Here is a 13,113-nt window from a genome sequence, read left to right on the forward strand (position 1 = left end):
GCTGACGGTCGGGCCCTTTTCGTTTCAATCCGCCTAAACGGTGCGGATCGTTTCAAAAGACCAAACAATAGAAACTATTTGGCCCCAATCTTGCCCCAGTTAGCAGGGATATTCACTGCAATACGACAGTTGCGTCCGGCCATTGTGGTCTGGATGCAGGGGACCGCAGGGCAACAAAGGGTAACACCCGATCAGCCCTAGCCAGCGCCCGCATAGAAGAAGGGGAAGTTTAGGTATGAGCAGCCATATACCACAGATTGACGCGCCACAGATCGTTGCGTGCACCGTCAGCCGGGATGTGCAGAACTTTGACCTGCTGATCGAAGATATGGAATCGGCTTTGGGCGAAGCCTGGGGCGACCTGGGCTTTTCTGAAAGTCTTGCATTTTTCAGCCAACCCGAGGCGGCGACGCTTGAACTTATCGCGCTGGCGCTCGATTCCGAAGATGAAGACAACCTGCCAATGATGACCGAGATCATCGCGCAGGCAAAAGCACGTCATATCAAAGTGATCTTGATCGCCGAAGACATGTCCCCCGCCTCGCTCCATTCGTTGTTGCGTCAGGGCGCGAATGAATTTGTCCCCTACCCTCTGCCCGAAGGTGAACTGGCCTCGACCATAATCCGTCTGCGCGCCTCACCCGAACCAATAGTGGCACCCGCAGAGACAGGCCCCAAGCTGAAACCCGGCACCCAGAAGGATGGTGCTGTGATCGTGGTGCACGGACTGGCCGGCGGCACCGGTGCCACCAGCCTTGCGGTGAATTTGGCATGGGAACTGGCGACCTCTGACAAAAAGAACCCGCCCAAAGTGTGCTTGCTTGATCTTGACCTGCAGTTCGGGGCCGTGGCGACCTATCTGGACCTGCCCCGTCGCGAAGTGGTCTATGATATGCTGATCGAGACCGATGCGATGGACGAGGAAAGCTTTGGCCAGGCTCTGCTGACCTACGAAGAGAAGCTCCAGGTTCTGACCGCCCCTGCCGACATGCTGCCACTTGATTTGATCACCTCGGAAGATGTGACACGGATCCTGGATATGGCGCGCAATCAGTTCGATTATGTGGTCGTCGACATGCCTTCGACACTGGTGCAATGGACCGAAACCGTGCTGACCAACGCACATGTCTATTTTGCCATGCTCGAACTGGATATGCGCTGCGCCCAAAATGCCCTGCGTTTCAAACGCGCCCTGCAATCCGAAGATCTTCCTATCGAAAAGCTGCGCTATGTCATGAACCGCGCGCCGAAGTTCACCGATCTGAACGGCAAAGCGCGGGTCAAACGGATGGCAGAGAGCCTCGGGATTTCGATCGATGTGCAACTGCCCGATGGCGGCAAACAGGTAACCCAAGCCAACGACCACGGTCTGCCGCTGGCCAACACCGCCGCGAAAAACCCGCTGCGTCGCGAGATCGCCAAGCTCGCTAGTTCGATCCACAACCTCAAGGCTGACGAAGCCAAAGCCGCCTGATCCGGCCCAAGCGCCAGATAATTTAGAAAGAGTAATCAGATGTTCTCGAAGTATAAAAAGCCAGGTGACGTTGCCGCAGCCACAGCCGTTCCCATGTCGAAGGCCCCCGCGCCCCAGCACCAGCCAGAGGCCGCAGTCGCCCCCAAGCCCGTCAGCATGCGCCGCGTGGCACAAGCCGCAGCGGTCGCGCCACAGGACCGCGACGTAAAGCGCAAACAACGCATGAGCGAGATCAAGCTTGAACTGCACCGCGCTCTGCTTGAGAACCTGAACCTCGCGGCTCTTGAACATGCGTCTGAACAGGATCTACGCAGCGAGATCAACGAAATCTCGGCTGAAATTCTAGCCGAGAAATCCATCGTCCTGAACCGTGAAGACCGGATTCAGTTGAACTCCGAACTCTATGACGAGGTGACTGGCCTTGGCCCACTGGAAACGCTGCTGAAAGACGATAGCATCAACGATATTCTGGTGAACGGGCCTCAACAGATCTTCGTTGAACGCGACGGCAAACTGCAGCTGACGGACGTGACCTTTAAGGATGAAAAGCACCTGCTGCGCATCATCGATAAAATCGTATCGGCCGTGGGCCGTCGGGTCGACGAAAGCAATCCTTACGTCGATGCGCGCTTGAAAGACGGCTCGCGTTTCAACGCTATGGTGCCGCCGATTGCCGTCGACGGCAGCCTGGTGTCTATTCGTAAGTTCAAAAAAGATAAGCTGGGCATCGATGATCTGGTGAGCTTTGGGGCCTTCTCGGAAGAGATGGCCGCCTATCTTCAAGCCGCCGTGGCCACCCGCCTGAACATCATCGTATCGGGTGGTACAGGGTCCGGCAAAACGACCACGCTGAACGCGCTGTCCTCTTTCATTGCGAACGACGAACGCATCCTGACCATCGAAGACACCGCCGAACTTCAACTGCAACAGACCCACGTGGGCCGCATGGAAAGCCGCCCGCCCAATGTCGAAGGCAAAGGCGAAGTATCGCCGCGCGATTGTCTCAAGAACGCTCTGCGGATGCGCCCGGACCGGATCATCGTCGGCGAGACACGTGGCGAGGAAGTCATCGACATGCTGCAGGCCATGAACACCGGCCACGACGGGTCGATGACCACGATCCACGCCAACTCTGCCCGCGACGGTGTGAGCCGTCTGGAAAACATGATTGCAATGGCCGGGATCGAAATGCCGTTGAAAGCGGTGCGCAGCCAGATTTCATCGGCTGTAAACCTGATTGTTCAAGCGTCGCGCTTGCAAGACGGCTCGCGTCGTATGACGTCGATCACCGAAATTACGGGCATGGAAGGTGATGTCATCTCGATGCAGGAAATCTTTCGGTACCAACGCGTCGGCCTGACACCCGAGAACAAGATCATCGGCCATTTCACCGGCACCGGCGTGCGCAGCCACTTCTCTGAACGCTTCAAAATGTGGGGCTATGACCTGCCGTCGTCCATCTACGAACCCGTTGTGGTCAAGTAAGGATTATCAATCATGAGCGCAGAACCCATTATTTATGGCCTGATCTTTATCGGTGTCCTCGTGCTGGTCGAAGGGCTGTACCTGGTCGCCTTCGGTAAATCCATCAGCCTCAACAGCAAGGTCAACCGCCGGCTGGAAATGTTGGAAAAAGGAGCCGGCCGCGAAGAGGTTCTGGACAAGCTGCGCAAGGAAATGCAGCAGCATATGGATAACAAATCCATTCCCATCTATTCGATGCTCGCCGCGAAAGCGCAGAAAGCCGCGATTGCCTTTGCGCCGAAACAGCTGATCATGATTATGGCCGGGCTGTCCGTTGTCGCCTTTCTGGGCCTGACCATCGGGACCAGCACCGAAGTTCCCGTGCGTATCCTGATCTCTGTGGGGATCGGGGTCGGGGCGGTCTATTTCTGGATCTCGTCCAAAGCTAAAAAACGCATGGACCTGATCGAAGAACAATTGCCTGATGCGGTCGAACTGATGGTGCGGTCGCTGCGTGTCGGCCACCCGTTCACAAGTGCCATCTCTATTGTCTCCAAGGAAATCCAGGACCCGCTTGCGTCGGAGTTCGGGGTGATCGCGGATGAAACCGCCTATGGCCGCGACATTGGAGAGGCGCTCAAGGATATGGCCGAACGACTTGATATGCAGGATTTGCGCTTCCTTGCGGTTGCGGTGACCATCCAACAGCAATCCGGTGGTAACCTCGCCGAAATTCTTGCGGGGCTGGCCAAGGTGATCCGCGCCCGTTTCCGCCTGTTCCGCCGCGTGCGTGCCATCACAGCCGAAGCGAAATGGTCGGGCAAGTTCCTGTCGGCCTTCCCCGTTGTTGCGCTGATCGTGATCAAACTTGGTGACCCGCATTACTATGACGAAGTCATGACCCACCCGCTGTTCATCCCCGGCTGCATTGCCGTGGTCGTGTTCCTGTCGCTTAACCTCATCGTCATGCGCAAGCTGACCGATATCAAAGTCTAAGGGGGCTTCATTGTGAATTTCCTGACCACTCTCGACACCACACTTGGTCCCATCGGCTGGATCGCCATTCTAGGTGCACTTGGCCTGACCATGGTCGGTGCCACGCTTATCATGATCCTGCGCCAGCCCGAGGATCCGCTGGCCAAGCTGAAACGCAGCCAATCCGAATCCTTCGACGGAGGCAAACAGCAGCGCTTGCGCCAGTCAGACCGCAACGAACAGCTGCAAAAATTCGCCAAGTTCCTTGAACCCGAAAACATGGAAGAGCTCAGTGCCAAGGCACTTCTTCTCCGGCAGGCCGGCTATGGCTCGCGCGATGCGGTGCGGTTTTTCCACTTTGCGCAAATGGCTCTTGGTATTGCAGGTTTGGTAATCGGCACCGTTTACGTCAACTTTCTTGGCGGTGGCGAAGGCCTGAGCACCAATAAGATGATGCTCTATACCGTCGGCCCCGGTGCGATCGGGTATTTCCTGCCCCGCTATTGGGTGACCCGACGCGTCGAGGAACGCAAAGAAGAAATCACCCGTGGTTTCCCCGATGCGCTGGATATGATGCTGGTTTGCGTCGAGGCAGGACAATCGCTGGACCAATGCATCGTCCGTGTCGCTGCCGAATTGCGCGCCTCTTATCCTGCTTTGGCTGAAGAATTCGAAATCGTCGCCCAAGAGATGAAGGCCGGCAAGGACAAGGTCAGCGTATTGAACGCCATGGGCGAACGCTGCGGCGTGCAAGACGTATCGTCGTTTGTCACGGTGCTGGTGCAATCGGCGGCCTTCGGGACATCCATCGCCGACGCCCTGCGGGTCTATGCCGACGAGATGCGCGACAAACGTGTTATGCGCGCCGAAGAGGCCGCAAACAAGTTGCCAACCAAGATGACACTTGCCACAATGATGCTGACCGTTCCACCGCTGCTGATCATTCTGGTCGCACCCTCGGTGATGAACATTACCAAACTAGGTCAGTAAGGCCCCGCATGTTCCACAGCTTCAAGCGCGCGTACCCCGCTAAGCTCGCGCTTTGTATGACCCTGATCGCCGGATTGGCCGCTTGCTCTGCAGGCGGTCTTTCCGCGTTGGGGGGCAAACGCACCACATCTGACAGCCCCTTTGCCCCCGGCGTAAACACCCGCAAAGACGCCGAAGACGGGGTAGAGGTCGCCCACCGTTTGATGCACGCCGGGGAATACGAACTCGCCATCCGCGCCTTTAACCGTGCCGCGTTGGCTTCTGAACTCAACGCCGAAATCCTGTCGGGTCTGGGCAGCGCCAATCTGGGACTGGGGCGTTTGGGCCAGGCCGAAAGCCTGCTGCGCGATGCCGTCAAAAAGGATGAAACCCACCCCGAGGTCTGGAATAATCTTGGCGTTGTGCTGATGGAAAGCGGCAAACTCGCCGAAGCCCAACTGACCTTCCGCAAGGCCTATGCGCTCGACAATGGCGAAAGTGACGCAATCCGTGACAATTTACGCTTAGCACTCGCAAAATCGGAAAATTCTGTTACGATCCCAGATCAAGAAGACAGTTATAAATTGGTGCGGCGCGGCTCGGGGGACTATCTGGTTCGGCCAGCATCATGACGAGGCAGAGCAGTAAAAGGACGCAAAAATGCGCCACCCTATCCTATCGGCCGTCTGCATCGCAGGCGTCGTCGCACTAGCAGGCTGCGGCAAAAAATCCGGCGAGGACACCGTGACTCGCGCGTTCCAAGACGTAAATGTCGTGGATGAAAGCAACCTGAATGATGTGATGTTGACTGTCGCGGACCCGAACGAGGCCGTGAGCTACTTCACCCGCACCGCACAGGAAAAGCCCGATCGCATCGACATACAGCGCAGCCTTGGCAAGTCGCTGATCCGCGCCAAGCGCAACCAGGAAGCAGCCGTTGTTTGGGGCAAGGTCGCGGGCGCAAAAGATGCCACCGCCGATGACAAGATCGATTACGCCGATGCGCTGATCCGTGCAGGCGATTGGGCCAAGGCCGAAAAGACACTGGATTCTGTCCCGCCAACCCATGAAACCTATAATCGCTACCGGCTCGAGGCGATCGTCGCCGACAGCAAGCAGGAATGGGACAAGGCCGACAGCTTTTATGAAATCGCCATCGGACTGACCACCAAACCCGGTTCGGTCATGAACAACTGGGGCTATTCCAAGCTCACTCGCGGCGATTATCAGGCGGCAGAACGTCTGTTTGGCGAAGCCGTCAAACAGGATCCGACCCTTTTTACCGCCAAGAACAACCTGATCCTCGCCCGTGGCGCGCAGCGCGAGTACAGCCTGCCGCCGATTGAGATGGACCAGACCGAACGTGCGCAGTTGCTGCATACGCTTGCTTTGTCCGCAATCAAAAAGGGTGATGTTGAAACGGGCAAAGGCTTGCTGCGCGACGCCATCAGCACCCACCCGCAACACTTCGAAGCCGCTGTCCGGTCCCTGCGCGCACTCGAAAACGCAGCCTAGCCCCGGTGGAGATCACCAGCTATGCCGCGCTTTGGTTTTTGCCCTTCGCGCTGCCGCTTTGCGCCTATACGATCTATACCGATCTCGCCTTTATGCGGATTACCAACGTCACGGTGATCGCGCTGGCGGCCGTGTTTGTCATCATCGGCCCCATCGTCCTACCGTTTGACAGCTATCTTTGGCACCTGCTGGCGATGGTTGCGGCCCTCGTTGTGGGCATCTTTATGAACGCAGGTGGGCTGATGGGTGCAGGCGATGCGAAATTCATTGCTGCGGCCACCCCGTTCTTCGCGCTCGGGGATCTGCAGTTTCTGATGGCGCTTTTCATGACCACGCTGATCGCGGCCTATATCATTCATCGCGCTGCCAAATATTCACCCCTACGCAAGCTCGCGCCGCAGTGGGTCAGCTGGCACGAAGCCAAGAAATTCCCCATGGGTCTCGCGCTTGGCACCGTGCTAGGCGCATATTTAATGCTCGGTGCCTACTTCGGGGCCTGAATTTGCCATATTCGGCCGCTAAGACGTGGGGCAGCCCTGTACCTCCATGAAAGTAGCCCTTCGTGAATATGCAAAAGAGCGCCGTCATGGCCCCTCCTCCGCCACGCACCATCCAAGAGATGAAGCTGCCCGTGGTGATGATGCGCGACATCATGATCAAGACGATGTTTCGCAAGAACGTCACTATGGTCAGCGAGATGGCCAAGGCCATATGCCTGCCTTTGCAGGTCACGCAGGAATTGGTGGACCTGTCGCGCGAACAACGTCTTCTCGAAGCGACGGGCACGCTCAACGCGAATAGCGGCAATGAAATGGGCTATCAGCTGACCGATCTGGGGAAGAACCGCGCGCTGGATGCATTGGCGCAATCAGAATATTTCGGTCCGATGCCAGTGCCGCTTGAGGTGTACCGCGAACAGGTCAAACGCCAGTCGATACGCAACATGCAGATCACCCGCGCCCGCCTCGAAGCCGCGATGGGCCATCTGGTGCTTCCTCCGGAATTGATTGGCAATCTGGGCCCGGCTGTTACGGCAGGCCGATCCATCCTGATGTACGGCCCTCCCGGCAACGGCAAGTCCAGTATTTCAAACGGTATCCGCGATGCGCTTGGCGACAAGATCTACGTCCCGCGGGCGATCGAATATGCCGGACAGGTGATCACCGTCTACGACCCAATCGTCCACTCCGCTGCGATCGAGGAAGAACAAGACCCGACATCGTTGCGCCGCGTGACCCGCTTTGACACCCGCTATGTCAAATGCGAACGCCCCACCGTGATCACTGGCGGCGAGCTGACGCTTGATATGCTCGATCTGGTCTATAATCCCACCGCACGCACCTATCAGGCACCGCTGCAGCTGAAATCCACGGGCGGCATCTTTATCGTCGACGACCTTGGCCGCCAGTCCGAACCACCGCAGGCACTGGTCAACCGCTGGATCGTGCCGCTGGAAGAAAACAAAGACATCCTGGCCCTGCAATCCGGCGAGAAATTCGAAGTGCCCTTTGATACGCTGGTTGTGTTTTCGACCAACTTTCACCCCAATGAAATCTTTGACCAAGCCGCCCTGCGCCGGATCTTTTTCAAGATCAAGATCGATGGCCCCAATCAGGAAATCTTTCTCAAGATTTTTGCCATGGTCGCCAAAAAGCGGAACATCAAGCTCGACGAGGCGTCACTGATCCACCTGCTAAAAACCAAATACCCCACCATCGACAACACCTTCGCCAACTATCAACCGATTTTCCTGATTGACCAGATGATCGCGATTTGCGACTTCGAAGGCATCCCCCACCAGATGCGCCCCGATCTAGTTGACCGCGCATGGGCCAATATGTTCGTCGTGGATGAAACCATCGTAAGGTAACACGGCGCGAAAAACCGGCGCGGGAATGGGCTTCATTTTGCCCGATAAACTCCGGGGGTGCGGGGGCTGGCCCCCGCGGGCAAACACCCTATCTTGCACCCCATGCAAACCCTGCCCCCCAAATTCACTGACTGGTTCGCCACCAAAGGCTGGACCATTCACCCGCACCAGCAGGATATGCTGGACCGCGCCGACGCGCCCGCGTTGCTGCTGATCGCCCCCACGGGCGGCGGCAAGACGCTGTCAGGCTTTTTGCCCACGTTGGTTGATTTAGCAGAGGGCGAGCATGACGGGATGCACACGCTTTATATCTCACCGCTCAAGGCGCTGGCGGCGGATATCAAACGCAATCTCACCACCCCTGTGACCGAGATGGGGCTTCCCATCCGGATCGAGGACCGCACCGGCGACACCTCGCAGACCCGCAAACGGCGGCAACGCGCGGATCCGCCTCACATCTTGCTGACCACCCCCGAAAGCCTCGCGCTTCTGACCTCCTACGAGGACGCGCCCCGCATGTTCAAAGGGCTCAAACGCGTGGTGATCGACGAGATCCACGCGCTCGCCGACAGCAAACGCGGCGACCAGCTGATGCTGGCGCTGGCACGGCTGCAACGCTTATGTCCGGGCCTGAAACGGGTGGGTCTATCGGCCACGGTCGAAGACCCTGCGGCCATCGCCCACTTTATGGCACGCCACCCCGATCCCTGCCCGATCCTGATGGCCGACCCCGGACCGCCGCCTGATATCCAAATGCTGCACACAGACGCAGCCCCGCCGTGGTCCGGCAACGGTGCCGCCTATGCGATCCCAGCGGTGCTCGAACAGGTACGCCAGCATAAAACCACCCTGATCTTCCACAACACCCGCGCCCAAGCCGAGATTTTCTTTCACAACCTCTGGCTCGCCAACGAAGACAGCCTGCCCATTGGTATCCACCACGGCTCTCTTGACCGTCAGCAACGCGAACGGGTCGAAGCCACGATGGTGCGCGGCGACCTGCGGGCCATTGTCTGCACCGGCAGCCTCGATCTTGGGATCGACTGGGGCGACGTCGATCTTGTGATCCAGATCGGTGCCCCGAAGAATGTGAAACGTCTGGTGCAACGCATCGGGCGCGCCAACCACCGCTACAATGCTCCATCCAAGGCGCTGCTGGTGCCCGCGAACCGGTTCGAAGTCGTTGAATGCGTGGCCGCGCTCGACGCCGTATTGGCCGGAGATCTTGACGGCGACCCGCGCGGACCCGGCCCACGAGACGTCTTGTGCCAGCATATCCTGATCACCGCCTGCGCCGGTCCCTTCGACGCCGATGCGCTATATGCCGAGGTGACCTCGGCCGGTGCCTACGCGGGCCTTACCCGCGCCGCGTTCGACGCCTGCCTCGATTTCTGCGCCACGGGTGGCTACGCGCTGCGGGCCTATGACAGGTGGCAACGGCTGCTATATACGGACGGTAAATGGCACCTGCGCGACCCCCGCAGCAGCCAGCGCATCCGCATGAACATCGGCACCATCCAAGATACCGATACGCTCAAGGTACGGATGAAACGCAATCGCGGCGGCAAACCACTGGGCGAGATCGAAGAGGGCTTTGCAGCCACGCTGAGCGCGGGCGACACATTTCTAATTGGCGGGCAGATTGTCAAATACGAAGGCCTGCGAGAAATGACCGTCGAGGTCAGCCGCTCTGCCGCCAAGAAACCACGCGTTGCCACCTTCATGGGCACGAAATTCGCCACCTCCACCCAGCTTTCGGCCCGGGTGCAACGCATGTTCACCCAAGACAGCTGGCCCGACCTGCCGCGTCACACTGCCGAATGGCTTGCGCTACAGCGCGACGTCAGCCAGCTCCCGCAACCGGGGCGCTTGCTGATCGAAAGCTTCCCCCACGATGGCCGCGCCCAAACGGTGATCTACGGCTTTGCCGGTCGCAACGCACAACAGACCCTCGGCTTGCTGCTGACCAAACGGATGGAAGAGCTTGGCCTCAACCCCTTGGGTTTTGTAGCCACTGACTATGCCACGCTGATCTGGGGCCTTGATCCCGTCGATGATCCGACCCCGCTGGTTGATGCCGCGGCGCTTCACGACGGGCTTGACCTTTGGCTGGCAGGCAACGCCGTGATGAAACGCACCTTTCGCGCTGCCGCCACGATCGCTGGGTTGATTGAACGCAACACTCCACAGGCGCACAAGTCGGGCCGTCAGGCGACCTTCAGCTCGGATATTCTCTACGATACACTGCTGAAATACGAACCAGATCACCTGCTTCTCGACATCACCCGCGAAGAGGCGCTACGCGGCTTGGTGGACTTTGGCCGCATCGAAGAGATGCTGCACCGGATCAAAGGCCGTATCGATCACCGCACCCTCGACCGTGTCAGCCCGCTGTCAGCGCCACTGTTTCTGGAAATGGGACGTGTGCCGGTCAAGGGGCAAGCTGAAGAGCGACTGCTGGCCGAGGAATCCGCCCAGCTGATGGAGGCCTCCGGTCTGGCACAGATCACCCCTGCACCTGACAATATCCCTCTCAAGCGACGCTAAACCCGGCAACCGTCCGGCATATGAGTATTTTTAAAAGGGTGAATTAACCTTGGATAAAGGTATCTCTGGCAAACATACCTCGCGGTACAGGCTGGAGAGCCGATGACCGTAAAGGGTGAAGATGCCCCCGACCCGCTGCCTCTAGGCGTGTCGAGGGTGTCTTCCGCTTCACCCTTTTACAAATACTCCTGCGCCCCTGCGTCGCACCAAAACTTCGGCCCGCGCCCCTTGCGCCTGCAGGTAAACTTGGTGATGAACGCATCATGAACACCGGGTATTCTTTTGACATTTGCGGCGCGCGGCTCACCGCGCTTGGGTCTGGCGCACTCTGGTGGGCCGATCATGGATTGCTCTGTGTCTCTGATTTGCATCTGGGCAAGGCAGAACGGGTCGCGCGGCGCGGCGGGTCTGCGCTGCCGCCATACGAGACAACCGATACGCTGATCCGCCTTGCAGCAGAGCTTGATCGTTTACCGGTGCGCGTCGTGATGTGTTTGGGCGACAGTTTCGACGATCTGCAGGCGGCCCATGCGTTGCCCGAAGCAGCGCGGCTGACGTTGACCCAGCTTCAAGCAGGGCGGCAGTGGTTGTGGATCGAGGGCAACCATGATCCCGGACCTGTCGCATTGGGCGGAGAACATCTGGCCGAGGTCACCATCGGCCCCCTGCGGTTTCGCCATATTGCGCAGCCGGATACGCAGGCCGAAGTTTCGGGGCATTACCACCCCAAGGCACGGCTGCGCCTGCGTGGGCGGGCGGTGACGCGACCGGCGTTCCTGTATGACGACCAGCGGCTGATCATGCCTGCCTTTGGTACCTATACCGGCGGGCTGTTCAGCGACGCGCCGGTGCTACAAGCATTGATGGGTCCACAGGCCTGCGCCATACTGACCGGACCGCAGCCCACCGCGATCCCAATGCCGCGCTAGTCGCAGTCACGGGGCCGGATATCGACGTTGAAAGAGGCCCCATGACACCGCAAGAAATCGCCCGCATCCGCGACAGCTTTGCCGCACAGACCATGATGCAGACCCTCGGCGCTGAGCTCAGCGATGTGTCGAAGGGGCTGATCCGGATCGAAGCCCCGATCCTCCCCGGCACGCGGCAGCAGCAAGGGTTCGGGCATGCGGGGCTGACGTTCTCTATCGGGGACAGCGCTGCGGGCTATGCCGCGTTGACAACGCTGCCCTTGGATACCGAGGTCGTCACCGCCGAAATCAAGATCAACCTGCTGGCCCCCGCACGCGGAGATCGGCTGATCGCGATTGGCAAGGTGGTCAAACCGGGCAAGCGGCTTTGTGTGGTCACGGCGGAAGTCTTTGCGCAAAGCGGCGACCAGCAGGTGCTGATCGCCTTGTTGCAGGGCACGATGGTGCCGGTGCCAGCGACGGTGGACTAGGCCGTCAGCCCTTCGGGTTCAGGCAGATCATGGGCGCGGCAGCAGGCGGTGACCGTATTGGCCAGCAGGCAAGCGATGGTCATCGGACCTACGCCGCCCGGCACCGGGGTGATCGCACCGGCCACCGCGACGCAGCTGTCAAAGTCGACATCCCCCACCAGACGGGTCTTGCCTTCGCCCCGCTCTGGCGCGTCCAAGCGGTTGATGCCTACGTCGATGACGGTCGCGCCCGGTTTGATCCAGTCGCCGGGCACCATCTCGGGTCGGCCCACGGCCGCAATCACGATGTCAGCGCGGCGCACGACGGCGGCGAGGTCCTTGGTCCGTGAATGGGCAATGGTGACGGTGCAGCTGTCGTTCAGCAGAAGCTGTGCCATCGGCTTACCGACGATATTGCTGCGCCCGATCACGACCGCATCCATCCCTGACAGGCTGCCGTGGTGGTCGCGCAGCATCATCAGACAGCCAAGCGGCGTGCAGGGCACCATGGACTTCTGTCCTGTACCCAAAAACCCTACATTCGAGATATGAAACCCGTCGACATCTTTGGCCGGATCAATCGCGCTGATCACAAGGTCTTCGTTCAGGTGATCGGGCAAGGGCAGCTGAACGAGAATGCCGTGGATCGTATCATCGTTGTTCAGGGCGTCGATCAGGGACAGCAGTTCCGCCTCTGATGTTGTGTCCTCAAGCCGGTGTTCGACCGACTTCATGCCCACTTCCTTGGTCATCTTGCCCTTGGATTTGACATAGACCTCTGAGGCGGGATCGGCACCGACCAACACCACAGCCAGCCCCGGCGTGATCCCATGATCGTCCTTCAGCCGCGTGACATGCTGGGCGACCTGCCCCCGCACCTGTGCTGCAAATGCCTTGCCGTCGATGATCGTCGCTGTCATA

At 59.0% G+C, this 13,113-nt stretch carries 12 protein-coding genes; 11 read left to right on the forward strand and 1 reads right to left on the reverse strand.

Annotated features, from left to right (window positions below; genetic code table 11):
- Positions 1-235 precede the first annotated feature (235 nt).
- The 11 genes from BLQ98_RS11020 (at position 236) to BLQ98_RS11070 (ending at position 12,213) form a co-directional block, all read left to right on the forward strand.
- The gene (locus BLQ98_RS11020; RefSeq protein ID WP_093733370.1) at positions 236-1,474 is read left to right on the forward strand and encodes a CpaE/TadZ family protein; all 1,239 of its coding nucleotides are present in this window, start codon (positions 236-238) and stop codon (positions 1,472-1,474) included.
- Positions 1,475-1,513: 39 nt separating this feature from the next.
- Complete coding sequence (locus BLQ98_RS11025; protein WP_093733371.1) at positions 1,514-2,959, forward strand: TadA family conjugal transfer-associated ATPase; 1,446 nt, start codon at positions 1,514-1,516, stop codon at positions 2,957-2,959.
- A gap of 12 nt (positions 2,960-2,971) precedes the next feature.
- Positions 2,972-3,934: a type II secretion system F family protein gene (locus BLQ98_RS11030; RefSeq protein WP_093733372.1), complete on the forward strand. Its 963-nt coding sequence runs from the start codon at positions 2,972-2,974 to the stop codon at positions 3,932-3,934.
- A gap of 12 nt (positions 3,935-3,946) precedes the next feature.
- Positions 3,947-4,903 (forward strand): type II secretion system F family protein, encoded by a 957-nt coding sequence (locus BLQ98_RS11035; protein WP_237272263.1) that lies wholly within the window; start codon positions 3,947-3,949, stop codon positions 4,901-4,903.
- Positions 4,904-4,959: 56 nt separating this feature from the next.
- Positions 4,960-5,514: a tetratricopeptide repeat protein gene (locus BLQ98_RS11040; protein ID WP_093733422.1), complete on the forward strand. Its 555-nt coding sequence runs from the start codon at positions 4,960-4,962 to the stop codon at positions 5,512-5,514.
- A gap of 28 nt (positions 5,515-5,542) precedes the next feature.
- On the forward strand, positions 5,543-6,397 hold the full coding sequence (locus BLQ98_RS11045) for a tetratricopeptide repeat protein (RefSeq protein WP_093733373.1): 855 nt from the start codon (positions 5,543-5,545) through the stop codon (positions 6,395-6,397).
- A gap of 5 nt (positions 6,398-6,402) precedes the next feature.
- The gene (locus BLQ98_RS11050) at positions 6,403-6,897 is read left to right on the forward strand and encodes a prepilin peptidase (protein WP_093733374.1); all 495 of its coding nucleotides are present in this window, start codon (positions 6,403-6,405) and stop codon (positions 6,895-6,897) included.
- A 62-nt stretch (positions 6,898-6,959) separates the two neighbouring features.
- Positions 6,960-8,267 carry a DUF8689 domain-containing protein gene (locus BLQ98_RS11055; RefSeq protein WP_093733375.1) on the forward strand — a complete coding sequence of 436 codons (1,308 nt, stop codon included), beginning with the start codon at positions 6,960-6,962 and terminating at the stop codon, positions 8,265-8,267.
- Positions 8,268-8,369: 102 nt separating this feature from the next.
- Complete coding sequence (locus BLQ98_RS11060) at positions 8,370-10,814, forward strand: ligase-associated DNA damage response DEXH box helicase (protein ID WP_093733423.1); 2,445 nt, start codon at positions 8,370-8,372, stop codon at positions 10,812-10,814.
- A gap of 263 nt (positions 10,815-11,077) precedes the next feature.
- On the forward strand, positions 11,078-11,743 hold the full coding sequence (pdeM, locus tag BLQ98_RS11065) for a ligase-associated DNA damage response endonuclease PdeM (protein WP_093733376.1): 666 nt from the start codon (positions 11,078-11,080) through the stop codon (positions 11,741-11,743).
- A 41-nt stretch (positions 11,744-11,784) separates the two neighbouring features.
- On the forward strand, positions 11,785-12,213 hold the full coding sequence (locus tag BLQ98_RS11070; RefSeq protein WP_093733377.1) for a PaaI family thioesterase: 429 nt from the start codon (positions 11,785-11,787) through the stop codon (positions 12,211-12,213).
- Here the strand turns inward: BLQ98_RS11070 and folD are convergent.
- Positions 12,210-13,112, reverse strand: coding sequence for a bifunctional methylenetetrahydrofolate dehydrogenase/methenyltetrahydrofolate cyclohydrolase FolD (gene folD, locus BLQ98_RS11075; RefSeq protein WP_093733378.1), 903 nt, complete (start codon positions 13,110-13,112; stop codon positions 12,210-12,212). The genes BLQ98_RS11070 and folD overlap by 4 nt on opposite strands.
- Position 13,113: the final 1 nt, after the last annotated feature.

The organism is Sulfitobacter litoralis (assembly GCF_900103185.1).
GTDB classification, from domain to species: domain Bacteria; phylum Pseudomonadota; class Alphaproteobacteria; order Rhodobacterales; family Rhodobacteraceae; genus Sulfitobacter; species Sulfitobacter litoralis.